Here is a 24386-nt window from a genome sequence, read left to right on the forward strand (position 1 = left end):
TCGCCGCGCGGTCATGACATCAGCGGCAGCGCCACCGAGACGACGCACCCGAGCAGCACGACGTAGAGCGCGAGGTCGAACAGCGGGCGGTGCCAGACCAGGCGGTAGAACCCGGTTTTTTCGAGAATGCCGCGAGCCGCCAGGCTGATCAGGAAGGCGAGCAGCATCCAAGCCGCGAGGCACGGGACGAAAACCCCGTAGAGGTCGAATTCGCCGGTCATGCCGCGAGCCCCGGTTGCGTGGTGATCGACAGGCTCGGCCGCCAGGGGGCCGCCTCGGGAAACAGACCCCGGCGGATCCCCACCAGTCCGAGCAGCGCCGCCCGGTGGGACGCCTGCTGCGGATGCGTCGCGGTGGCGTCCAGCGCGGCGTCGATCGTGTCCAGCAGCGCGACGGGCGGATGCGACGCGCGCGTGCGGAAATACTCCGCCAGGGCGGCCAGGAGGCGTTCGACGCCCGTCCGCGCCTCGGGCGAGAGCCGACGGCGGTCCCGGCGCAACTCGACGACGTTGATCCCGACCCGCACCTCCGCGACGAGGTCGGCGGTCCAGGCGGCGTCTTCGGGCGGGAGCGCGGCGAGCCGCGGCGCGATCAGGCCGACCCGGTCGAGCATGATCGCCGCGAGTTCGAGGCCGTTCTCGGCGCCGCGGCGCTCGGCGGCGTCCGCCAGGCTCCGGCGGTTGACGACGCGCAGGCGTCGCGCCGTCCAGTCGGCGCCGACCGACCGGACCAGCCGCGTCACCACCGCCGCGATCCACATCCCGGTGATCACGGCGACCGAGGCATTGGCGCAGGCCGCGAAGTCGCCGGTGTAGCTGCCCTGCAACGCGATAACGGTCGGGCCGATGACGGCGGCGCCCATCGCCATCGGCGCAGTCCTCGGCTGGGTCATGAAGACGCCGCAGAGGATCAGGCCCGGCGCCAGCGCGAGCGCGAGCATCTCGAAGCTGGTCGCGCTCGGAAGCACGGCGAACTGGTACAGTCCGGCCCCGACGCTGCCGACGATGGCCGAGTTGCCGAAGCTGACGATGGAGGGGGCCGGGTCGTCCTGGACGGCGAAGAAGCAGCAGGCGACGGCCGCCATCATCGGAGCGCCCGATCCGTCCGGCCAGCCGGTGGCGATCCAGATCGCACAGCCGGGCAGGACGGACAGGAACACGCCGATCGCCGACAGCAGCGCCATGCCGTGATCGCGATGCCGGATCGAGCGGGCCTTGGCCGTGTACGGGAAGGCGAGGTCCTCGGTGACGGGGGTGCCGTCGACGACGTGCCGCTGCAGCAGCCGCGCATCCTGGCGCAGGTCGATGAAGTCGCGCAGGCGCGCGACCAGGCTCGCGAGGACCAGATCGGACCAGCTCGATCCCCGACCCAGGCGCGGGTCGACGGCGTCCGCAGCCGCGCGCATCCGCGCCGCGGCGTCCGGATCCATCGTCCCGGACGCGATCCAGGCGGCCATGTCGTCGAGAACGCCGCAGACGCGTGCGGGAAGCGCTCCGGCCCGTTCCAGCGTCGCGATGCGGTCCGCGACGGCGGAGACGATGGGCAGGACCATCAGCATGTGCTGGCGCAGGGTCGCCATGGCGGCGGCCGAGCGCTCGCCGCCGGTCATGTCGTAGCGCAGCGGCGTCGCCAGGGCATCGAACGCCAAGGCGTCGGAGGCGAGCTGGAGACGGCGGGCGTGCGTATCCCGGTCCGAGCCGGTCCGGCCGAGCACGTCGGCGGCCCAACCCCGGGCATCGCGCAGCCAGAGGTCGAGCCGCCCGGCGATCAGGGGGGCTACGGACCGGGGCAGGACGAGGGTGGAGACGAGGCTGGCGCACAGGATGCCCAGCAGGATCTCCTCGGCGCGGGCGACCGCGGTATCGAACATCGCCCCGGGCTCGCCCACGGCGGGGAAACCGATGAGCGCCGCGGTGTAGCCGCCGAGCATCATCAGGTAGCTGCCCGGGGTCCGGTCGAGCAGCGAGACGTACAGGCAGAGGGCGACCCAGAACGCGATGGCCAGCGTCAGGAGCTCAGGGGCGTTCGCGAGGTTGGGGACCAGGATCACGGTCACCGTGGCGCCCAGCACGGTGCCGAGCACCCGGTAGAGCGCCTTCGAGCGGGTCGCGCCCGCCAGGACCTGGCTGGTGATGTAGACCGTGCTCAAGGCCCAGTACGGCCGTGGCAGGTCGATCCATAGGGCGAGGTACAGGGCCAGCATCGCCGCCGCGAAGGTCTTGATCGCGAAGGCCCAGTCCGACCACCCGGGAAGCCTCATTCCGCGGCCTCCTCGGGTGCCGCGCCCTCGGGCAGGTTGCGGCTGTAGCGCTGGATCGCCTGGAACACCCGCAGGCTGGCCTCGATATCGGCGCCGTCGACCTCGGCGAACACCGCGTCCCGCAGCCTGGTGAGCTCGGCCTCCATCTGGGCGACCACCGTCTTCCCGGCCGGCGTCAGGCTGAGAACCTTCGCGCGGCGGTCCGTCGGATCCTCCGTGCGCACGATCAGGCCCGCCGCGCCGAGCTGGTCGAGGAGCCGCACGAGGGACGGTCCCTCGATGCCCACGGCCTCGGCCAGCGCGTTCTGCCGGGGATGCCCGTCGAGGCGCCCGATCAGGATCAGGGGCAGAGCGGTCGCGTCCGACAGGCCATGCGCCTCGGCCACGGCGTTGGCCGCCCGCCGCCACTGGCGCCCGGCCAACAGCAGAGTGTGGGTGTAGGTCTGGCGCTGATGGTCGAATGCCTTGGACATCCGTTGAGACCTCTCGCTGCCTCGGGCTCGGTACCGTCCAAGACCGTTCGACCTAATAGATAGCGTTCTATCTATCAGGTCGCGCCGACGGCTTTTGCCAAGCCCATTCGGCATGCGCGCATCGCATGCATGCTGATAGATAGCATGCAATCTTTAGGCAGGGAAAGCGTTGCGGATCCCGTGCCGTCGATGGCGAAAGCCGGTGCGCAGCGTGCGCGGGCTGCGGGGCGTCGGCGCCTCGAAGTCGCCGTGCCCGACCGCATTCCCTGCACGCTGGTCGGGGCATGCCCATCCAGACCGGCAGCCGATCCGCACATGGCGCTGACGGGACCGGTGGTCTGAAGCAAACGGAACGGGCATGCCCGAAACCCAGACGCAGACGTTGCATCCTGGCGCCAGAACCATCACACACGCGGCAGATTTTCGGACCGTTCGGTGTGCAGCCCTTGAGCGAGGTGCGCCGAAGAGTCGGCCGTTCGACGCCGTCCGTGATCGTCCAGACACTAGGAACACGTGATGAAGACGCGCGCCGCGGTCGCGTGGGAGGCCAAGAAGCCCCTCACGATCGAGACCATCGACATCGAAGGGCCCAAGGCCGGCGAAGTTCTCGTCGAGTTGATGGCCACCGGCATCTGCCACACCGATGCCTACACCCTCTCGGGCCTGGATTCCGAGGGCAAGTTCCCGGCGATCCTCGGCCATGAGGGCGCGGGCATCGTCCGCGAGGTCGGGGCCGGCGTCACCACGCTGAAGCCCGGTGACCACGTCATCCCGCTCTACACGCCGGAATGCCGGAACTGTAAATCCTGCCTGTCCCAGCGCACCAACCTGTGCACCGCGATCCGCGCGACCCAGGGCCAGGGCGTTATGCCGGACGGCACGAGCCGCTTCTCCTGCGTCTCCACCGGCGGCAGCCCCTCCGGCTCGAACACCGTGTTCCACTACATGGGCTGCTCGACCTTCTCGAACTTCACGGTCCTGCCCGCCATCGCGCTGGCCAAGATCCGCGAAGACGCTCCCTTCGACAAGATCTGCTACATCGGCTGCGGCGTGACCACCGGCATCGGCGCGGTGATCTACACCGCCAAGGTCTGGCCCGGCGCCAACGTGGTGGTGTTCGGTCTCGGCGGCATCGGCCTCAACGTGCTCCAGGCCGCCCGGATGGTCGGGGCCGACAAGATCATCGGCGTCGACATCAACCCGGAGAAGCAGGCCATGGCCCGCAAATTCGGCATGACCGACTTCATCAACCCGAGCGAGATCGGCACCGACAAGGTGGTCCAGGCCATCGTCGATCTCACGGGCGGCGGCGCCGATTTCTCCTTCGACTGCACCGGCAACGTCCACGTGATGCGTCAGGCGCTCGAGTGCTGCCATCGCGGCTGGGGCGAGTCGATCGTCATCGGCGTGGCCGAGGCCGGCCGCGAGATCTCGACCCGTCCGTTCCAGCTGGTCACCGGTCGCATCTGGCGCGGCTCGGCCTTCGGCGGCGCCCGCGGCCGGACCGACGTGCCGAAGATCGTCGACTGGTACATGGAGGGCAAGATCAACATCGACGATCTGATCACCCACACCATGCCGCTGGAGGAGATCAACCACGGCTTCGACCTCATGCACGAGGGCAAGTCGATCCGCTCCGTCGTCGTCTACTGAGCGAGGCAGATCCGGGGCTCTTCTCCTTCCGTGAGGGAGGGGAGCCCCGGCGGCCGAGCGGATCGTTCCCGTCGCGCGATCCGACGGATCCCAGCGCCGCCCCGCATTCTCGAAGCCCCAAGCCCGCGATCCGGCACCGGAGCGGGACCTTCGCCTCCCGAGCAGGAGATCACAGCCGATGGAAACCATCTCGAAGGCCCGCGCCCATGGCGGCACGCAGGGCGTCTACAAGCACGATGCCCGGACCACGGGATGCCCGATGACCTTCGCGGTGTTCGTGCCGCCCCAGGCCGAGAAGGGCCCGGTCCCGGTGCTGTGGTACCTGTCCGGGCTCACCTGCACGCACGCCAATGTCATGGACAAGGGCGAGTACCGGGCAGCAGCGGCCGCGCACGGCGTGATCATCGTGGCCCCGGATACCAGCCCGCGCGGCCCCGGCATCCCGGACGAGGACGGCAACTGGCAGTTCGGCTCCGGCGCCGGTTTTTATCTGGACGCCACGCAGGCGCCCTATGCGACGAATTACAAGATGTGGAGCTACGTGACCGAGGAGTTGCCGGCGCTCATCGCGAAGGAATTCCCGGCCGACATGACCCGCCAGGGCATCTTCGGCCATTCCATGGGCGGCCATGGGGCGCTCACCATCGCGCTGACCTACCCGGAGCGCTTCAAGTCCTGCTCCGCCTTCGCGCCGATCGCCCAGCCCTCCACGGCCGGCTGGTCGAAGCCGGCCTTCGAGAAGTATCTCGGGTCCGACACGGCCGCCTGGCGCGCCCACGACGCCACCGCGCTGATCGAGGACGGCAAGCGCTTCCCCGAATTCCTGGTCGATCAGGGTACCGCCGACAGCTTCCTGCAGGACGGCCTGCGCCCCTGGCTGCTGGAAGAGGCCTGCAAGAAGGCCGGCATCGCGCTGACCCTCAACATGCGCGAGGGCTACGATCACTCGTACTTCTTCATCTCGACCTTCATGGCCGACCACATCGCCTGGGCCGCCGCGCGCCTGAAGTGATATCGCTGCAGCGACGGGGCAGCGGGATTCGATCCGACTCGGCCCGGCAGGCCGGCGAACCCCGTCGATGTCCCTCCGTTGATCGCCGAGCCGGTCTCGGCGGCGGTCGGCTCGATGAAGCGGAAGCGGGCTGACCGGCTGCGGACGTCAGCGCCGCTTTCCGTCACGACGCGCGCTGGCCGGTACGATCAAGGCGCGCTGGGTCTGCGAGCAGGCCCACCAGCAGCTCACGGAAGAACTCGGCTCGATCATTTCGAGGGCCGGTCCTAGACCGAGCTGCATCGAGACGCGCTAATCACGTGCATCACCTGCGCCTACCTGCAGCGATGTCTCTGCTGACGAGATGCGTATGAGGTCCGGGCTCGGCTGCCGGACTCATACGATCTGACGCTTCAGGCGCAGTAGGATTGTCCGTCGAGGCCGTGCGGGCGACCGGCCGCCAGCAGCGTCTCCCAGACGGGGGCGGGCAGCGGGACGCCCTCGGCGAGGCGTTCCGCCTTCATGTGGCGCTCGGGCTCCCCGGGCAGCAGCACCGCGCCCTCCGGCGCCGGCTGGGCGGACGCGAAGAAATCGAGGTAGCTGCGCGCCTCGGCCGCGATCGCGTCGTCCGAGCCGAAGGCGTTCGGCGTCATGTAGAGCGAGAGCATGCCGTTGCAGACCCGGCGCTTGCCCGGTCCCGCCGTGCCGGACCCGGTCAACGCGCCGGCCAGCAACTCGCACATCAGCGACAGGCCCGAGCCCTTGTGCTCGCCGAAGGCCCGGATCGCTCCCGCGCCCCTCTGGTTGTCGCGCTCCGGCCCGTCCAGCGGGCCGAACAAGGTGGCCGGATCGGCGCTGAGGCGCCCGTCCGGCTCGATCAACACATCCGCGGGCAGGGGCTTGCCGCCCTGCGAGGCCACCAGCACCTTGCCCTCGGCGACCGCCGAGGTGGCGAAGTCGAGGACGATCGGGTCACGCCCCGGCACCGGGAAGGCGGCGGCCACGGGGTTGGTGGAGAAGCGCCGCTCCACCGAGCCGAACGGCGCCACGAGCAGGCTGCCGGCGACGTTGACGAAATGCACCGAGATCAGGCCCGCGGCGGCGGCGCGCTCGGCCCATTCGCCGATCCGCCCGAGATGCCCGGCATGCCGCAGGGCGATGACCGAGACGCCGTGCTCCTGGGCCTTGGCGATGCCGAGATCGGTGGCGAAGGGGCCGGCGGTCTGGCCGAAGCCGTAATGGGCGTCCACCAGCGCGAAGGCGCCGCCGTCGATCAGCACCTCGGGGGTCTGGTCGGCCACCAGCTCGCCGTCGCGCAGCCACGCCACGTAGCGCGGCACCCGGATGACCCCGTGGCTGTCGTGGCCGGTGAGGTTCGCGGCCACCAGGAACCGGCCGATCCGCCCCGCCTCGGCCTCCGAGCAGCCCTCCCGAACGAAGATGTCCCGCACGTAGGCGGTCAGTCCGGCGGCATCGATCCGCATGATGGTTCATCTCCCGTCGTCGCGCCTCGCCGGGCGCGTTCGGGTAACGATCGTAGGCTTTCTTAACCCGCGAGGCGACCGCCTCGGGTGACGCGGGATAGACATTGAAGCGCCCCGCATGCCCCAATACCAGCAACGCCGGGCGTAAGACTCGGCGACGGGATGGATGCGCCAATGAAGACGACGCGCCGCGTTTTCTTGACGGGTGCCGCGTGCGCGGCTGCGAGCGGCCTCGCCCCGGGGGTGATCCGGTCGAGCCAGGCGCAGGGCGCCGGCGCGACAATCCGGATCGGCATGGTGCTGCCGGTGACGGGGCCCGGCGCGGATGCGGGGCGCTTCGCCCTCAACGGCGCCAAGATCGCCCTGGAGGCGGTCAACAAGGCCGGCGGCGTGCTGGGCAAGCCGCTGGAGATCGTCACCGAGGACGACCAGACCACCAATCCCGGCGCGGTGCTGGCCTTCTCCAAGCTGGCCTCGCAGCCCGATCTCGTCGGCTTCCTCGGCTCGGTCCGCTCCACGCAGAACCACGCGATGGCGCCCGATATCCTCAAGACCGGCAAGCCGATGTGCTTCGGCGGCACCGACCCGGTGCTGACCCAGCTCGGCAATCCATGGCTGTTCCGCTTCAGGCCCAACGACAGCTTCTCGGCCCGGGTGATCGCCGAGCACGGCGTCAACGGGCTCGGCAAGAAGAAATGGGCGATCATCCACTCCACCGACGCCTTCGGCACCAGCGGCGCCAAGGCGCTCACCGAGAGCCTCGGCAAGGCCGGCGCCACGGTCGTGCTCGACCAGGGCTACGCCAACCAGGGCCAGGACTTCACCCCCGTCGTGCTGGCGATCCGGCAGGCGGGGGCCGACGTGATCGGCTCGTACTTCACCTTCGAGAACGACCTCGGCATCTTCGCGCGCCAGCTCCGCCAGCTCGGCGTGACCGCTCCCTGGGTCGGCTCGCCCTCGATCACCAACGTCACGGCGCTGAAGCTCGCCGGGCCCTCGCTCTACGGCACCTACGGGGTGGCCGATTACGCGGAGGAATCGAGCGACGCGGCCCGGGCCTACGGCAAGGCCTACCGCGCCGCCACCAAGATCGCCCCCGACAACCAGTCGTCCTGGACCTTCGACGCGGTGACCGTCCTGGCGCTGGCGATCAACAAGGCTGGCAAGACCGATCCGCAGGCGATCCGCGAGGCGTTGCTGGCGGTGCGCGGCCACGCGGGCGCCGAGGGCGCCTACAACTTCGACAAGAACGGCGACGGCCTGCACGGCTACAACGTCGTGCGCAACGACAAGGGCACGATCACCTTCGACCGGCGCATCGACTTCTATCAGGGCTGAATCCGGGGCCGCGGACGGGGAACGGACGCAGACATGGACCTGATCCTCCAGCTCCTCTTCACCGGGATCGGCATCGGCTCGGTCTACGCCCTCGTCGCCCTGGGCTTCGTGCTGATCTTCCGCGCCACCAACGTCGTGAACTTCGCGCAGGGCGAGTTCTCGATGGTCGCGGCCTTCCTGATGGTGGTGTTCGCGGTCGACCTCGAATGGCCGTACTGGCTCTCGGTGCTGCTCACCATCGGCGGGATGGCGTTGCTCGGCGCCCTGTTCAATCTCGGCGTCTACTATCCCCTGCGCCACCGCACCTACCTGCCGGTGATCATCTCGACCATCGGCGCCTCGATCTTCCTGGCCAACACCACGCTCGCCCTCTACGGGCCGCAGCCGCAGGTCCTGCCGCCGGTGTTCGAGACCCAAGGCTTCCTGCTCGGGCTGGTCTTCCTCGACAGCCAGTACCTGCTGATCATCGCGGTGACCGCCGCCCTCGTGGCGTTCCAGTACTGGTTCTTCGAGCACACCCTGGTCGGCAAGAAGCTCCAGGCGACCTCGCAGGACAAGGAGATGGCCGCGCTTCTCGGCATCCCGGTCGCCGGCATGATCATGCTGACCTTCGTCTACAGCGCCGTGCTCGGCGGCATCGCCGGCATCCTCGTGGCGCCCGTCCTGTTCGTGTCGATCCAGATGGGCGCGACCATCGCGCTGAAAGCCTTCGCCGCGACGATCATCGGCGGGTTCGGCGACGTGACCGGCGCGATCATCGGCGGGCTGGCGCTCGGCATCATCGAGACCTTCGGGGCGGCCTACGTCTCGGTGCCGTACAAGGACGCCTTCGCCTTCATCGTCCTCGTGGCCTTCCTGGTCGTGCGCCCGCAGGGGCTGTTCGGCGAGCGCGTGGCGGAGAAAGCATGAGCGCCGATCCCGCACCGACCGCCGCCGCACCCCTCCCGGGCACCGCCTCCCGGGCCGCCCGGCCGCTGCCCCTCGGTAGCCTGGCCTACGCGGGGCTCGCAGCGGCCGCGGTGGCGCTCGCCGCGACGACGCCGTTCAGCGGCTACGTCCTCAACATCCTGATGCAGGCCGCGACCTACGCGATCGCGGTGATCGGGCTCACCGTGGTGCTCGGGCTGTGCGGCCAGATCAACCTCGCCCAGGCCGCCTTCTTCGGCATCGGCGCCTACGCGGTCGGCCTCGGTACGGTCGATCACGGCCTGAATTTCTGGCTGTGCCTGCCGATCGGGCTGGCGCTGGCGGTCGTGCTCGGCGCGATCCTCGGCGCCTCGACGCTGCGGCTCGGCGGCCACTACCTCGCGATGGTGACGATCTCGTTCCAGCAGATCCTGACCCTGGTCCTGACCAACTGGATCCCGGTCACCCACGGCCCGGACGGGGTGCCCAACATCCGCCGCCCCGCCCTGTTCGCGGACGGGCAGAGCTATCTCGCGCTGTGCGTGCTGGTCCTGGCGGTGGTCGGCTGGCTGGTCTGGCACCTGCCGCGGACCCGGCTCGGGCGCGCCATGCGGGCGGTGCGCGACAACGAGCTGGCCGCGGGCGTCAGCGGCATCGACGTCTACCGCACCAAGGTCGCGGCCTTCGCCATCGGGGCGCTGCTGGCGGGGCTGGGCGGCGGGCTGTTCGCGGGCAGCTTCACCTATATCAGCCCGGACCAGTTCTCCTTCGCCGAGTCGATCGTCTTCCTGACCATGGCGCTGCTCGGCGGCGTCGGCTCGCCGGTGGGAGCGGTGATTGGCACAGGCCTGCTGATCCTCATCCCCGAATGGCTGCGCTTCCTCAAGGAGATCCCGGGCCTGTACCTGGCGATCTACGGACTCGCGGTGATCCTGATCGTCGTGTTCATGCCCGACGGCATCTGGGGATTTTTGGGCGATCAGGTCCGCCGGCTGCGGCCCGCCAAGCCCGCGCCGCCGCCCGCCCCGGAGCTGACGCTGACCCAGGCGCGCGACGCCTCGGAAACGCTGCTCACCGTGTCCGGCCTGTCCAAGCATTTCGGCGGCCTCAAGGCCGTGGACGCGATCGATTTCACCGTCACCCGCGGTGGCATCCACGCACTGATCGGCCCGAACGGCTCGGGCAAGACCACGACGCTCAACGTCCTGTCCGGCCTCTACACCCCGACCGGCGGCACGATGCGCCTTCAGGACCAGGACATCACCGGGTTTCCCCCGCACCGGCGCGCCGCGGTCGGGATCGGGCGCACGTTCCAGAACATCCGCCTGTTCCGCTCGATGAGCGCCCTGGAGAACGTGGTGATCGGCGCCGAGCGCCCGAACAACGCCCTCGGCGCAAGCGACCGGCCGGCGCTGGAGGCCCGCGCGCGCTCGGCCCTGGCCTTCGTCGGGCTGGAGGCGCGGGCGCAGGAGCCGATCTCGGGCTTCTCCTACGGGCACCAGCGGCTGATCGAGATCGCCCGGGCGCTCGCCGGCAACCCCACGCTCCTGCTCCTCGACGAGCCGGCGGCCGGGCTCAATTCCAGCGAGAAGAACGCCCTGACGGTGCTGCTGCGCCGGATGGCGGCCAAGGGCCTGACCATCCTGATCATCGACCACGACATGACCCTGGTCAGCGACGTGGCGAGCCACGTCACCGTCCTGAACTTCGGCCGGCGCATCGCCGACGGGGTCACCGCCTCCGTGCTGCGCGAGCCCGCGGTGATCGAGGCCTATCTCGGCGAGGACGCCGCGACCGGGCCGGATGCCGGGCTCAAGACCGCGCTGAAGACCGATCTGGCCCCGGCCTGACCCCGATGAGCACCGCATTGTCGAACCCGGTCCTCGAGATCCGCGACCTCACCGTCCGCTACGGCGAGATCGAGGCGGTGCGCGGGCTCTCGTTCGTCGTCGGCACGGGCGAGGTCGTGACCCTGCTGGGCTCCAACGGCGCCGGCAAGTCGACCACCCTCAAGGCGATCTCCGGCCTCGTGAAGCCGGCGGGCGGCAGCATCCTGCTCGACGGAGAGCCGCTCCACGGCCTCAAGCCCGAGGCGATCGTGCGCCTCGGCGTCGCCCACGTGCCCGAGGGCCGCCGGGTCTTCCCGGGGCTCACCGTGCGCGAGAACATCATGCTCGGTGCCTCGAACCGCCCCGGCATCCCCAAGCGCGCCCTGCGCGACGAGGTCGAGGCGATGTTCGAGCTGTTCCCCGACATCCGGCGCTTCGGCGACGCCCTCGGCTGGACCCTGTCGGGCGGCCAGCTCCAGATGGTGGCGCTCGCCCGCGGCCTGATGGCCAAGCCGCGCCTCCTGCTCCTCGACGAGCCGTCGCTGGGCCTCGCCCCGGTGATCGTCCAGGCGGTGTTCGCGATCATCGCGGAGGTGCGCCGCCGCGGCATGACGGTGCTGCTGGTCGAGCAGAACGCCCGCATGGGCCTGTCGGTCGCCGACCGCGGCTACGTGCTGGAGACCGGCCGCCTCGTCCTCGAAGGCGACCCGCAGGCGCTCTGGGCCAACGACGACATTCGCGCCGCGTATCTCGGAGGCTGCACAGCGCAGGGCAGCGCCGCCTGACCCTGCCGCCGCACCCCGGAACCGCCCCGACCGCGCCCGGTTGCCCCTTCGAATTCCCGACGGGGCGGTGAGGCCTATCGTGCGCGACCGCAAGCCAGAATCCCGGCGAGCTCTGCTGCAATCGGGCGGCGCCGTCGTCACGAGCGCGATGCTCGGAATCCGCGCCGCGGCAGCTGCGGAGTCCGGTCCCGGCGCGCCTGCCGAGACGCCGACGGGCCGCCGCGCGAAGTCTCTCGATACCGAGTACTTCAAGGGCATGTACGCCACGGAATCGGATCCGTGGCGCTTCGCCTCCAGCCCCTACGAGCGCGCCAAGTACGCCGCGACGCTCGCCGCCCTGCCGCGGGCCCGCTACGCGTCGGGCCTCGAGATCGGCTGCTCGATCGGCGTGTTCACGCACGAGCTCTGCCCCCGCTGCGACGCGCTGGTCGGCCTCGACGTGGTGCCGTCGGTCCTGGACGCCGCCCGGGCACGCTGCGCCGATTGCCCGAACGCGCGCTTCGAGCTGGCCGCCGTCCCGGGGGCCTGGCCGGACGGGCGGTTCGACCTGATAGTGATCTCCGAGGTGGCCTATTATCTCGACCGCGCCGACCTCGCCCGCCTGGTCGCGCGGGTGCAGGGCGCGGTGCTGCCGGACGCGGACATCGTGCTGGTCCACTGGCTCGGCGTCACCCACTACCCGCTCTCCGGCGACGAGGCGGCCGAAGGCTTCATCGCGGACGCCCGCGATTTCGCGCGGGTCCTGACGCAGTCGCGAACCCCCGAGTACCGGCTCGACGTGCTGCGGGTGACCAAAGCCGATCCGAAACCTGCCCCTTGAGCGGCGTGAAGCCGACGCCACCGCGTCAGCGCGGAGAGGCGAGGCGCGCCGTCTTCCGCTCCCGTGCCGTCGCGACGCCGTACAGCACGAGGCCCGCCAGCATCAGGGCCAGGCCCGCCAGGGACTGGAGCGGCCGGACGGTCACGAGGTGGACCAGCATGAACAGCGTGACGGCGAGGAAGATCAGCGGCGTGGCCGGGTAGCCCCAGGCCCGGAACGGCCGCGGCAGCTCGGGCCGGGTGATCCGAAGCTTGATCAGCCCGATCACGGTCAGGAACGAGCACAGGAGCAGGCCGAACTGGATGAAGTCGAGCACCGCTTCGAAGCTCTGCGTGAACAGCAGGACGGTCGCGACACCGGCCTGAAGCAGGATCGCGGCGGCCGGCACGCCGCGCTGTGACGTCCTGGCGAACAGGCGCAGCAGCGGCACGTCCTCGCCCATCGCCACGGTCACGCGCGGGCCGATCCACATCATCGCACTGATGGTCGGGATCAGGCCGGCGCAGATCAGGCCTCCGACGATGCGCCCGCCCGCCTCGCCGAAGACGTGACGGCCGGCGATCAGCGCGACCTCGACCTGGCCGGCGAGTTCGGCCACCGGCGTCGTGTAGAGGAACACCGCGTTCAGCGTGATGGAGAGGGCGACGACGATGCCGGTCCCGACGACGAGCGCCCGCGGCAGGCTGCGCGGCGGGTCGGCGATCTCGCCGACGATGTAGGTCGCCGCGTTCCAGCCCGAATAGGCGTACATCACGAAGACGAGGCTGATGGCGAAGCCGGCGCTCACGATCTGCGCCGGATCGAACGAAGCGGGCGAGAAGCTGATCGCCTGGCCGCCCCCTCGCGAAAGACCCACCCCGATGAAGGCCGCGATCAGCGCGAGCTTGAGCAGCGTGAACCCGATCTGGAAGGCGCTGCTGTGACGCGTCCCGCGCAGGTGGACGAGCGAGACGATCCAGATCGCGGCCAGGCCGAGCAGCAGCGGCGGGGCGCCGGGCAGGACCGCCTTACCGTACTGGCCGAGCGCCATGGCGGCGAGGGCCACCGGCGCCGAAAACCCGACGGTGGCCGAGAGCCAGCCGGCCATGAACCCGATGGCCGGGCTGTAGATCCGCGTGAGGAGATTGTACTCGCCGCTGGAGCGGGGAAACATCGTGGCGAGTTCGGCGTAGCAGAGCGCCCCGCACAGGGCGACCACGCCGCCGACGAGCCACAACAGCAACACCGTGAGGCCGGACGGGATGTCCGTCACCTGGAAGCCGAGACTGGTGAAGACGCCGATGCCGATCATGTCGGCCACGACGATGGCCGTCGCGGCCAGGGTCGAGACGGCCGGTACTGTTGGAGCAGAGCGGGATGTGCCGGTCATGACTCCTGTTCGCCACGGCCCGACGCCGGAACGCGGCGGCCTGGAAGATGTCCGCGCGGCAGCGTCTTCGTGGTGCGCGTTTGCTTGTAGATCGCAGTAATCCGGGGGCGATGACAGCTCTTGCAGGGGTGTCTGTTTGCCGCGTCTAGCGTCGTCCCCGATCGCGCTGCAATCGCGCTTGCCTCCACGTCTTCAACTCGACGCGCTCGCTCACGCCGGACCAGTGCCCCCTTCGGCGGCGAGCGCGCCGGCTCTCGTCATGGCGCGGATCGTCTGTCACCCCGGATCGGTCCTGTTCGGGAGGGCAGGCTGGACCTTCGCCTGAAGCCCTCGACGAGCCATCGGCCCACCCGTCAATGGAAGCGCGCGAGGGCGAAGGGCGCAAGGTCGACCGGGCTGCCGCCGCCCGCCAAGTTGGCGGCCACGGCCTCGCCGATGCCGGCCGAGTGCTTGAACCCGTGACCGGAGCAGGCGGAGACCACAAGCACCCGGTCCATGTCCGGGTGCCGGTCGATGATGAAGCCGCGATCGGGCGTCACCGTGTAGAGGCAGGCCGCGGCCCGGACGATGTCGGGCGTCGCGCCGGCCAAGCGGCCCTTGACGCGCAGACGATACATCTCGGCCGATTCCGGCGGGGCGACACGGCGCTCCACCGCCTCGGCGGTGGTCATGGTGCTGTACTGCTCCGTCGCGACCTTGATGGAGCGACAGCCCGGCATGGGCGGGAAGCCGTAGAGGTAATCCGTATCCCCGGTCCCGTACATCCAGATGAAGACCGGTGCCCGCGGCCCGTAGGCCGAATCGTCTTCCAGCGCGTACCAGTGCAGCACCTGACGCCGCACCGTCAGCAGCCGGTCGAACGGACGGCCCAGAAGCGGGGCGGTCCAGGCCCCGGCGGTGACGATGGCGCGGTCCGCGTGGATCACCTCGTCCGCGGTCTCGATGCGGACGCCGCCAGCGTCCTGTCGCAGGGCCAGGACCTCGCAGCCTGTCCTGATCGCGGCGCCCAGTTCGCCGGCACGCCTCAGCTGTGCGGCGAGGCAGCGTTCCGGAAAGACGTAGCCGCCGCCCGGCTCGTAATAGGCCCTGTCGTCGCCCGACAGGTTGAGGAACTGCGGGAACCGGCGGGTGACCTCGCGACCGTCGAGCACCGCGTGCGCGATTCCGGCGCCCCGCGCCGCAGCGATCGAGCGGCCGACGAAGTCCGGCTTGCCGTGGTGGGACGAGACGCCGTTGCCGGGGGCCATGACCAGGGCACCGCAGGCGTTCAGCAGGGTCTCACCCGTCTCCGCCTCCAACTCGCGCCAGATGCGGTGCGACGCGGTGACGAACGGGACATAGTCGCTGCCCTCGCCGACGGCCTGGCGGGTGATCCGGGTTTCGCCATGGCTCGAACCGAAGGCGTGAGGCGGCGCGAAGCGGTCGAGCCCGACCGTTGCGGCGCCCCGGCGGGCGAGCTGGTAGAGGGCGGCACTGCCCATCGCGCCCAGGCCCAGCACGGCGACGTCGACCCGGCGGCTCATCGCTTGTGCCCCGCCACAGGGTGGTGACGGGGGGCATTCGCGAACGGGGGCAGAGCGGCGGGGCCAGGCATCCTTGGCAATCTCATGCGACACGGTGAGGCAGCAAGGAGAATGACGCGCCCGGGCGGTTGCGCTTGATCAAGGGAGAGACGGTTTTTTGCATCGATGAGCCGAGGTGAAGCGGAGATGTCGGATTGATCGGCCCCATGGGCGTGGGGCGCCCTGAAGTATGGCTTTTGAGCCGACAGAGGACGGAGCCGATGGCTCAACGACCCAAGCCCGAGACGATCGTGAGCAAGCTGCGCGGTCGACATGATCGGCATGCTCTCGGACCTGTTCATCCTGCGCGGCGTACCGGGCCATATCCGTTCGGATAACGGGCCGGAGTTCGTCGCGAACGCTGTCCAAGCTTGAATCACCGGCGCCGGCCGCAAGATGACTTACATCACTCCCGGCTCACCGTGAGAAAATGGCTGCGTCGAAAGCTTCAACGCGCGCCCACGAGACAAAATCCTCAACGGCGAGATCTTCTACATACTCAAGGAGGCGCAAATCGTCATCGAAAGCTGGAGACGTCACGACCACACCGTGCGCCTGCACGCCTCACTGGGATACGATGAACCAGACATCCTCCGTTCGTGAAGATCCTCGATCTGTCTCAGAAGTGCTGACGGCGGACAGTAGCGACCTTGGTGATGGAATGTCGGATACCGGCGAGCTTTACGAAGGAGTGTGCGCCCTGGCCGGCGCAGATGCGCGCGAGGAGGCCGAAGGCAGTAGCAAGAGAAGCTTTGAGGAACAAATGCAAGCGTGTAGTCCGATCCAGCGCAGGGGAAAAAATAGAACGCCGTGCTGTGCAAACGCGCGTCAAGTTTTCGAGTGATTGAGAATTGCCGCCATCACCTTTACGGATTGTTATACGAACCAAAATGCAAAGATCACGTTTTGGTGTCGAAGCCGGATCGATTGAATGCCGATAATTCAACTTCTAGATGATACACATAAATCTTTACAATGTTTGACGGCTCTCGATGAGAAATACAAGTATCTTTGGGCCGATCCCGTCAGGTGATTTGTCTTGCTCGCACAGGATTTCGGGGTCATGAAGCGAGGGGGGCAGCAAACGATTTCAATGAACGCAGTCAGGCATGAAGGCCGGGTCGTCGCTTCTCTTGAAGACGAGATCGAGGACCGTCATCGACGTCAGCTCGCCCTCGCCCGCTACGAGATCCTCGATACCGGATTGGAGGCCGAGTTCGACGCCATCGTGAAGGCGGCAGCGGCCGCCTGCGGGATGCCGCTGTCACTGATCAACCTCATCGACAGGGACCGGCAGTGGGCCAAGGCCATGGCCGGCGACGGCCCCAAGGAACTGCCACTCAGCACCTCGATCTGCGCACTCGCCATCGCGTACGATGACGGGTTCGAGATCCCCGACGCGACTCAGGATGTGCGCATCGCCGGCAACCCGCTGGTGACCGGTAAAAGCCATCTGCGCTTCTACGCTGGCGTGCCGCTGAAGACGCCCGAAGGCATCGCCATCGGCACCCTGTGCGTGGCCGACGACAAGCCTGGCCAGCTCACCGATGCACAGCGCCTGATCCTCCGAACGCTCGCACAACAGGTGATGACCGCCCTGGAACTGCGCGTGATGCTCCGGCAACACAGGCGTAGCGATCATCGCAGCAAGGCCATCCTGGAGAGTGCGGTCGACTACGCGATCGTCTCCCTGGACCTCACCGGCCACGTGACCAGCTGGAACATCGGCGCCGAGCGCATCCTCGGCTGGACCGAGGCCGAAATGTGCGGGCAGCCCGCGCACCTGTTCTTCACCGACGAGGATATACGGGACGGCATTCCTGAGCAGGAGATGGGTCAGGCCCTGCTCCACGGACGCGGCAACGACGAGCGCTGGCACCGGCGCAAGGACGGGAGCCGGTTCTACGCCCTCGGCGAGATGATGCCGCTCAAGGACGAGGACGGGGCACCGGACGGGTTCATCAAGATCCTGCGCGACCACACCGAGCAGCGCCTGGCCGCCGAGACGCAGCGCGCCGACGCCGAATTCATGCGCGGCGTGCTCGCCTCCTCGGCCGACTGCATCAAGGTGCTCGATCTCGACGCCAACCTCACCTTCATGAGCGAGGGCGGCATGCGGGTGATGGAGGTCAGCGACTTCAACGCGATCAAGGGCTGTCCCTGGCCGGACTTCTGGGCGGGTCAAGGCAACGCCGACGCCATCGCGGCCGTCGCGGCCGCACGCGCTGGCGGCGTCGGCCATTTCCAGGGCGGCGCCGACACGATGGCCGGCAATCCGCGCTGGTGGGATGTTCAGGTCACGCCGATCCTCGGTGCGGACGGCAAGCCCGAGAGGCTGCTGTCGGTTTCCCGCGACATCACCGAGCAGAAGACGGCCGAGACCAAGCTCGCGGCGAGCGAGGAACGTTGGCGCGGCCTGTTCACCAGCATGCAGGAGGGCTTCTTCCTGGGCGAGCTGGTCCGGGACGCCGGCGGACGCGCGATCGACTACCGCTTCCTCGAGATCAATCCGGCCTTCGCCCGGCAATCCGGCCTGCCGGCCGACTGCATCGGGAAGACGATCCGCACCTACGTGCCGGATATCGATCAGGGCCTGATCGACAACGTCGCGCGGGTGGTCGAGACCGGTGATCCGACGCTGGTCGACGTCGACGTGCCGGGCCTCGACCGATGGTTCGAGGTGCGCATCGGCAAGGACCGGGGCGAGCGGTTCAGCTGCCTGTTCCTCGACATCAGCGCGCGCAAGCTCAGCGACGTGCGGCGCGCGGCGATGACCGAGTTGGGCGATCGGTTGCGCGACCTCAGTGATAAGGCCGAGGTCTTGCAGGTGGCGGCCCAGGTACTGGGGCCTGCGCTCAGGCTGGCCCATACCGGGTATGGCGAGGTCGATCAGGACCGGGAAACCATCTCGGTCACTCAGGGGTGGGCCGCCCCCGGCCTCAGCGGCCTGGATGGCCTGTTTCAATTCCGCGACTACGGCTCCTACATCGAGGAGCTGAAGGAAGGCGAGGCTGTCGTGATCGACGACGTATCCGTCGATCCGCGCACCGCCGCGGATGCCGATACGCTCGCCGCCATCGACATCCGCGCGCTCCTCAACCTGCCCCTCATGGAGCACGCACAGTTCAAGGCGGTGCTGTACGTCGCCAAGAGCGCTCCCCACGCCTGGACGCCCGAGGAGATCAGCTTCGTTCGCAACGTGGCCGACCGGACTCGGGCGACGCTCGCCCGGATCGAGGCCGAGGCCCGGCAGCGGACGCTCAACCTCGAACTCAGCCATCGCATGAAGAACATGCTGGCGATGGTGCAGTCCATCGCCACGCAGACGATGCGCGGGGCCGCCGACCTGGACACGGCCAGGGACGTACTGGCCAACCGGCTGATCGCCCTCGGCAAGTCGCACGATCTCCTGCTGGGGGGCACCCTGTCGCAGGCCCCACTGACCAGTCTGATCGAGCGCGTGCTCGATATCCATCGCGACCGTTCGGATCGGTTCGTGATCGACGGGCCGACCGTGATGATCGGCTCCAAGGCAGCTCTATCGCTGTCGTTGATGCTGCACGAGCTGGCTACCAACGCCGCCAAGTATGGTGCGCTGTCGAACGCAAACGGTCGCGTCACGATCACCTGGCGCATCGATGAAGATGGCCGGGACGCCCCGGTCACGATCCGTTGGGTCGAGGCTGGCGGCCCTTCGGTCGTGGCACCCAAGCGCACCGGGTTCGGGACTCGGTTGATCGGACGGGGCCTCGCTGGGAGCTTCGACGGGGAGGTGGCGCTGATTTACCCGGCCACAGGTGTCGTCTGCACCATCGTTGCGCCACTGCGCGGCCTCATGGCCAGCGAGACCACAGAGCCTATCCATTGAAGCATGTCGGGCAGTCCGCCCACCACCGGTTGCGTCCAACTGGCTCTGGCGCTGGTGTGGGGGGAGCCCATGCGAGGCATGAAACGTCTCGTATGAGTTTAGGCTCTGTGAAAACGCAGATTCGTCAGGCTTGGGTCGAATGCCCTGAGAGCATCGCAGATCGAAGGCGCGGGTCTCAAGCCTGGATGGCCGCCGTCACCGAGCCTGCCCGCCGTGCGACAGGCCATCATCGGTCGGCTGTTCGCCAAGCTCGTCCCGCTTATCCTGTGCCCTCACTGTCGAAGGCGTTTCAGGCTGACCTCTGACATCAAAGTGCCCCGGTAGTGCTAGCCTCGCGGCCTCATCTGTGGAGGTCGGCATGGGTCGGTTCGTCGAAGGGCAGGACCGTCGGCAATCCCGGTTGCTGCCCAGTTCGCTGGACGACTACGTGACCGGGGACAACCCGGTTCGTGTGCCCGACGCCATGGCGGTACGGCGCGCCACGGTCGAGCACGTCTTCGGAACGCTGGAAGCTTGGATGGGCAGTACGCCCTTCCTGACGAAGGGCTCGAAAGGCGTGAGAACCGAGATGAGCCTCGCGATCCTCGCCTACAACGTGAAGCGGATGATCCGCCTGTTCGGCGCAACCTGGCCCATCCAGGCCATTCGAGCCTGAAGCGGCCCACCGCGCTGCCGTCTTCATCCTGCTGATCGGCGCCGGCGGCCACGATCAATGCGTTTTGACATGGCCTCGGTCGAAAGCGGCTCGTTCGCTTTGGAGAAGGCCCGTTTGAAAGGCCCTTGTTGTCGACGCCCGTTCCGAGATCACGCTTGGCTGAGACGCGAGACCTAGGCGCACCGATCTGGCAATCGACCTCGATCGATCGGGTCGAATCGTATTTCACTCCCCGAACTTCAAGAACTTTGGAAGCCCTTTCTCTCGCTCCACGGCAAAATGAAAAGTCTTGTCTTCTACGCTGATAGTGGCCGAACTACTGTTAGAAGATTGACGTGCCGATTGCGGAGCGAAAGTGACAGCCGAGTTCATAAGCATTACGTTTACGAACACGTCGAACGAGCTGGCGCCCGTTCGCGATCCCGCCATCGATCCTCGTTTTCTCGTGCGTTACGCCCGCACGCTCGATGACTACGGCTTCAACTATACGCTCGTTCCCTACGCCTCGTCGTCCTTCGATCCCTTCACAATTGGCGCGACGATCGCAGCGCACACGAAGAACATCAAGATCATCGTCGCTCTGCGTCCCAACACGATTTTCCCGACGGTTGCAGCCAAGGCGCTCGCTACCCTTGATCAACTGAGCGAAGGCCGGGTCGTCGTCCACTTCATCGCCGGCGGCAGCGACGCGGAGCAGGCGAGCGAGGGCGACTTCCTCTCGAAGGAGGAGCGCTACGCGCGCCTGGAGGAGTACATCCGCATCCTACGGCGCGCTTGGATCTCAGCGGAGCCTTTCGACTTCGAGGGCACGTACTACCGGTTCAAGCAATTCCGGAACGCCGTGCGGCCGGTAGCGGGCACCATTCCCGTCTCGGTGGGTGGCTCGTCTGACGCAGCCTATCGCGTCGGCGGCGCGCATGCCGACATCTTCGGTCTCTGGGGTGAGCCGCTTGCCGAGACGAAAGATCAGATCGAACGCATCGAGGCCGCGGCGAAGCGCGCCGGACGGACGGATCGTCCCCGCATCTGGGTGACCTTCCGGCCGATCGTCGCCGAGACCGACGATCTCGCCTGGGCGAAGGCGCACCGCACCCTAGACGCGCTCAACCGAAATCGGGCCAAGGGCCTCGGCAAGGCGCCGGCCGCGGCGCCGCCCCCCGCCAATGTCGGCTCGCAGCGCCTCCTCGACATCGCCGCGCGCGGCGACGTCCACGACCGGGCGCTCTGGTATCCGACCGTCACGGCGACGAACGCCAGCGGCGCCTCCACCGCGCTCGTCGGATCGCCGCGGACCATCGCCGATTCGATCCTCGATTACGTGGATCTCGGTGCCGAACTGATCTCGATCCGCGGCTATGACAACCTCAACGACGCCATCGACTACGGCCGTTTCGTCCTGCCGCTCGTGCGGGAGGAACTCGACCGTCGCGCCGTCACGACGCGTGCTTATGCCTAGCACCACGACCGTATCGCACGTGGCCGGGATCGACCTGGCCGGTGTGGTGGAAAGGCTTGCGGCAGGGGCGCCCACGGCGGATGCTGCGGCCGCCTTCCCTCACGCGGGCATCCGCGTGGTCCACGAGGCCGGCCTGCTCGAACTGACGGTGGCGGAGCGTTACGGCGGGCGCGAGCTTGCGCTCGGCGATGTTGCCCGGCTCATCGCCGCCCTCGGTCGCGGCGACCCCTCAGTCGCGCTCATCAGCCTGATGACTCTCTTCGCTCACCAGCAGCAGGCCCAGCGCAGCCAGTGGCCCGAAGCGCTCTACGCGCGCGTGCTGGCCGAGAGCCGTCGGGCCCCGGTACTCCTGAACGCCGCACGCGCGGAGCCTGAGCTCGGGTCTCCGGCGCGGGGTGGCCTACCGCAGACGCGCGCACGGCGCACCGCCCATGGCTGGTCGATCAGCGGAACCAAGTGTTTCGTCACCGGCTGCGAGGGTCTCGCCTACTTCCTCGTCTGGGCGAGCACGGATGAGACCCCGCAGCGGGTCGGCACCTTCATCGTTCCCGCCGGTGCGCAGGGCATCCGCATCGTCGAGACCTGGAAGAGCCTCGGCCTGCGGGCAACCGGCTCCCACGACGTCGCGTTCGACGCGGTGGAGGTCGGCTGCGACGACGTGATCGGCCTGACCAGCGCGGATGTCGCCGGACAGGACAATCGCGCCCACGCGGCAAGCACGCTCGTGCTGACAGCGCTCTACCTCGGCGTGGCCGAGGCGGCGCAGGAGGTCTTCCTCGGCTTCGCGGAGGGCCGCGTTCCCGCCAACCTCGGGTACCCGATCGCGCGCACCGAACGCTTCATCACGCTCGCAGGCGAGATCGATCTGCTCGTGGGCGGCGCCCGACAACTCATCTTCGATGCACTCGATCACGCGGCGGACGAGCCGGAGAAACTCCTGCGCGCTCGCCTGCTCGCCGGCCGACAGTTGCGGCAAGCGGTGCAACTCGCTGTCGGAACGCTTGGCAATCCGGGTCTAAGCGCCAGCACCGGTTTGGAACGGCACTTCCGCGACATTCAGTCCGTGCTCGTGCACGCGCCGCAGGAGGACACGCTGATCGCGATCCTCGGACGGACCGCCTTCGCCCGGACCGATGCCGCCGGTTCGCAAGGGCCGAGACACGGGCCGAACGCGGCCCTGCCGGATGCAACCGCATTCGTGGGTCTGCCGCAGGCCTCGCGACCGCCCCTCGAAGCCGCCACCGCTGCAATCAGGATTCCTTCGTGATTGATCGTTCCGATGCGCGCTCCCCGTCGCGCCGCCGCCTTCTCAGAAGCGCGGCCGCGCTGGTCGCTGCCGTCGCGCTTGCGCCCGCAATCCGCGCGGCGAACGGGTCACCTCACGGAAGTCCGCGAGACGGTGGTGACCTCGTCTTCCTGATCGACACGCTCGGCCCAACCTGGATCCCGAACAACAGCGCGATCTCGAGCTTCCAGGGCCACGTCTGGGGCCACGTGACCGATAAGCTCGCCTACGTCGATGCGGAGGGCAAGATCAGCCCCTGGATCGCCACGCGCTGGGAGCAGACCGCCGACGCGACCGAGTTCACGCTCCACCTCAAGGATGGCGTGTCCTTCTCCGACGGCACCCCGCTTGACGCAGCTGCCGTCGTCGCCAACCTCGACATCTGGTATGCGGGCCGCATCAAGGACGGCATTAACCCGATCGGCCTCTTCCCGAAGACCTACGACCGCGCCGAAGCGGTCGATCCGACGACCGTGAAAGTGTTCTTCAAGGCACCGACGCTCGGCTTCATCCCGACGCTCGGCTACCACGGCTCGATCCTCATCTCGCCGAAGACCCTCGCGCTGCCCGCCATCCAGCAGGCCGACCTCGCCAAGACCGCCGGCAGCGGTCCGTACCGGGTTGCGGCGTGGAAGGAGGGCGACTTCGTCAAGCTGGTTAAGCGCAAGGACTACAACTGGGGTCCGGAGGCTGTCGGCCACACCGGCCCGGCCTACCTCGACACGATCACCTACAAGGTGGTCAGCGAGCCCTCCCTGCGCGTAGCAGCCGTCCAGTCCGGCCAAGCCGATGTCGCCTACAATGCGTCCCCACAGGAGCTGAAGTCCCTGAAAGATGCGGGCTTCACCATCGCCACGCCGCGCTACCTTGGCTTCGTGAACGGCTGGGCGATCAACACGAAGCTCGCCCCCTACGACGATGTGAAGGTGCGCCAGGCGCTCCAGGCCGCCATCAACCGCCAGGAAATCATCGACACCGTCTACACACCGGACTGGAAGCTCGCGGCGTCGTTCCTTCAGGGCAACGTACCCGGCGCGACCGACCAGAGCGCATATCTTGCCTACGACCCCGGCAGGGCCGAGAAGCTCTTGGATGAAGCGGGCTGGACCCGCGGCCGCGGCGGCATCCGCAGCAAGGCCGGCAAGCCGCTGACCCTGACACTTTACCCCAATCCATACCTCGCGACCGCGAAGGCGGTCGACGAGCTCATCGCACAGCAGCTCGGCAAGCTCGGATGGAAGGTCGACATCCGGGCCTACGACGTGGTGACCTTCGGCCAGAAGGTCGCCTTCGGCGGCCCGGCCGTGCCAGCCTACGAAGTGACGCGCAGCTTCATCGATGCCGGCAGCGTGGCCAGCATCCTGACCGACGCCAACAACGGCGAGAATTGGTTCGCGCTCGGTGAGAGCGACGCGACGCTCAACGCGCTGCGCGACAGGATCGCCGGTGCCAGTTCCGCCGAGAGCCGCGCTCCGATCCTCGATGAATTGCAGAAGTACGTCCTCGCGCAGGGTTACTTCATTCCGCGCACACAGATCGTTCAGCGGATCTACGTGCAATCCCCGAACCTCAAGGGCGAGACGTACAATGGCCTTGCCTATGCAAGCTACTACACGGCCGCGAAAGACAAGTAGACCATGCCGCGTCCGGGC

The 24386-nt window shown here is 68.3% G+C and carries 17 protein-coding genes and 2 pseudogenes; 13 read left to right on the top strand and 6 right to left on the bottom strand.

The annotated features are described in order from the left end of the window. Nucleotides 1-11 precede the first annotated feature (11 nt). From MKL09_RS19460 to MKL09_RS19470, 3 genes are read right to left on the bottom strand one after another with little or no spacing between them, the layout of a single operon-like run. A complete protein-coding gene (locus MKL09_RS19460) occupies nucleotides 12-221 on the bottom strand; it encodes a DUF1656 domain-containing protein (protein ID WP_244022848.1) in 210 nt (69 codons plus the stop codon). Continuing rightward, nucleotides 218-2260 (bottom strand): FUSC family protein, encoded by a 2043-nt coding sequence (locus tag MKL09_RS19465; RefSeq protein ID WP_244022850.1) that lies wholly within the window; start codon nucleotides 2258-2260, stop codon nucleotides 218-220. The genes MKL09_RS19460 and MKL09_RS19465 overlap by 4 nt, the downstream gene beginning before the upstream one ends. Beyond that, the gene (locus MKL09_RS19470) at nucleotides 2257-2733 is read right to left on the bottom strand and encodes a MarR family winged helix-turn-helix transcriptional regulator (protein WP_244022852.1); all 477 of its coding nucleotides are present in this window, start codon (nucleotides 2731-2733) and stop codon (nucleotides 2257-2259) included. The genes MKL09_RS19465 and MKL09_RS19470 overlap by 4 nt, the downstream gene beginning before the upstream one ends. A gap of 516 nt (nucleotides 2734-3249) precedes the next feature. Here MKL09_RS19470 and MKL09_RS19475 point away from each other — a divergent pair. Further along, nucleotides 3250-4386, top strand: a complete 1137-nt coding sequence (locus MKL09_RS19475; protein ID WP_244022855.1) for an S-(hydroxymethyl)glutathione dehydrogenase/class III alcohol dehydrogenase — start codon at nucleotides 3250-3252, stop codon at nucleotides 4384-4386. A 178-nt stretch (nucleotides 4387-4564) separates the two neighbouring features. Continuing rightward, nucleotides 4565-5398: an S-formylglutathione hydrolase gene (gene fghA, locus MKL09_RS19480; protein ID WP_244022857.1), complete on the top strand. Its 834-nt coding sequence runs from the start codon at nucleotides 4565-4567 to the stop codon at nucleotides 5396-5398. A gap of 392 nt (nucleotides 5399-5790) precedes the next feature. Here fghA and MKL09_RS19485 read toward each other — a convergent pair whose 3' ends face one another. Next, a complete protein-coding gene (locus MKL09_RS19485) occupies nucleotides 5791-6861 on the bottom strand; it encodes a malate/lactate/ureidoglycolate dehydrogenase (protein ID WP_244022859.1) in 1071 nt (356 codons plus the stop codon). Nucleotides 6862-7035: 174 nt separating this feature from the next. Here MKL09_RS19485 and MKL09_RS19490 point away from each other — a divergent pair, with 174 nt between their 5' ends. The 5 genes from MKL09_RS19490 (at nucleotide 7036) to MKL09_RS19510 (ending at nucleotide 12539) form a co-directional block, all read left to right on the top strand. Then, nucleotides 7036-8199, top strand: a complete 1164-nt coding sequence (locus MKL09_RS19490; protein ID WP_244022861.1) for an ABC transporter substrate-binding protein — start codon at nucleotides 7036-7038, stop codon at nucleotides 8197-8199. Between the two features lie 33 nt (nucleotides 8200-8232). Further along, the gene (locus MKL09_RS19495) at nucleotides 8233-9108 is read left to right on the top strand and encodes a branched-chain amino acid ABC transporter permease (RefSeq protein ID WP_244022863.1); all 876 of its coding nucleotides are present in this window, start codon (nucleotides 8233-8235) and stop codon (nucleotides 9106-9108) included. Continuing rightward, nucleotides 9105-10955 carry an ABC transporter permease subunit gene (locus tag MKL09_RS19500; RefSeq protein ID WP_244022865.1) on the top strand — a complete coding sequence of 617 codons (1851 nt, stop codon included), beginning with the start codon at nucleotides 9105-9107 and terminating at the stop codon, nucleotides 10953-10955. Before MKL09_RS19495 ends, MKL09_RS19500 begins: the two co-directional genes overlap by 4 nt. 5 nt (nucleotides 10956-10960) lie before the next feature. Next, nucleotides 10961-11719 (top strand): ABC transporter ATP-binding protein, encoded by a 759-nt coding sequence (locus MKL09_RS19505; protein WP_244022867.1) that lies wholly within the window; start codon nucleotides 10961-10963, stop codon nucleotides 11717-11719. Between the two features lie 79 nt (nucleotides 11720-11798). Next, a complete protein-coding gene (locus MKL09_RS19510; protein ID WP_244022869.1) occupies nucleotides 11799-12539 on the top strand; it encodes a class I SAM-dependent DNA methyltransferase in 741 nt (246 codons plus the stop codon). Between the two features lie 25 nt (nucleotides 12540-12564). Here MKL09_RS19510 and MKL09_RS19515 read toward each other — a convergent pair whose 3' ends face one another. Both MKL09_RS19515 and solA read right to left on the bottom strand, forming a co-directional pair. Continuing rightward, the gene (locus MKL09_RS19515; protein ID WP_244022871.1) at nucleotides 12565-13908 is read right to left on the bottom strand and encodes an APC family permease; all 1344 of its coding nucleotides are present in this window, start codon (nucleotides 13906-13908) and stop codon (nucleotides 12565-12567) included. 353 nt (nucleotides 13909-14261) lie between these two features. Continuing rightward, nucleotides 14262-15431, bottom strand: a complete 1170-nt coding sequence (gene solA / locus MKL09_RS19520; protein WP_244022872.1) for an N-methyl-L-tryptophan oxidase — start codon at nucleotides 15429-15431, stop codon at nucleotides 14262-14264. A 303-nt stretch (nucleotides 15432-15734) separates the two neighbouring features. On the opposite strand from solA, the pseudogene MKL09_RS19525 reads away from it, so the two are divergent. The 6 genes and pseudogenes from MKL09_RS19525 to MKL09_RS19550 form a co-directional block, all read left to right on the top strand. Then, a pseudogene (locus MKL09_RS19525) lies at nucleotides 15735-16073 on the top strand (integrase core domain-containing protein); the annotation flags it as partial. A 490-nt stretch (nucleotides 16074-16563) separates the two neighbouring features. Further along, nucleotides 16564-19338, top strand: a complete 2775-nt coding sequence (locus tag MKL09_RS19530; RefSeq protein WP_244022874.1) for a PAS domain-containing protein — start codon at nucleotides 16564-16566, stop codon at nucleotides 19336-19338. 451 nt (nucleotides 19339-19789) lie between these two features. Beyond that, nucleotides 19790-19993: pseudogene (locus MKL09_RS19535) on the top strand (transposase); the annotation flags it as partial. 355 nt (nucleotides 19994-20348) lie between these two features. Continuing rightward, entirely contained in the window at nucleotides 20349-21449 is a 1101-nt protein-coding gene (locus MKL09_RS19540; RefSeq protein WP_244022876.1) for an LLM class flavin-dependent oxidoreductase, read from the top strand. A 19-nt stretch (nucleotides 21450-21468) separates the two neighbouring features. After that, nucleotides 21469-22716 carry an acyl-CoA dehydrogenase family protein gene (locus MKL09_RS19545; RefSeq protein WP_409566949.1) on the top strand — a complete coding sequence of 416 codons (1248 nt, stop codon included), beginning with the start codon at nucleotides 21469-21471 and terminating at the stop codon, nucleotides 22714-22716. Next, nucleotides 22713-24368, top strand: a complete 1656-nt coding sequence (locus MKL09_RS19550; protein WP_244022879.1) for an ABC transporter substrate-binding protein — start codon at nucleotides 22713-22715, stop codon at nucleotides 24366-24368. The genes MKL09_RS19545 and MKL09_RS19550 overlap by 4 nt, the downstream gene beginning before the upstream one ends. The last annotated feature ends 18 nt before the right edge of the window (nucleotides 24369-24386 follow it).

The sequence above is a fragment of the Methylobacterium sp. J-048 genome (assembly GCF_022829515.1).
GTDB lineage: Bacteria > Pseudomonadota > Alphaproteobacteria > Rhizobiales > Beijerinckiaceae > Methylobacterium.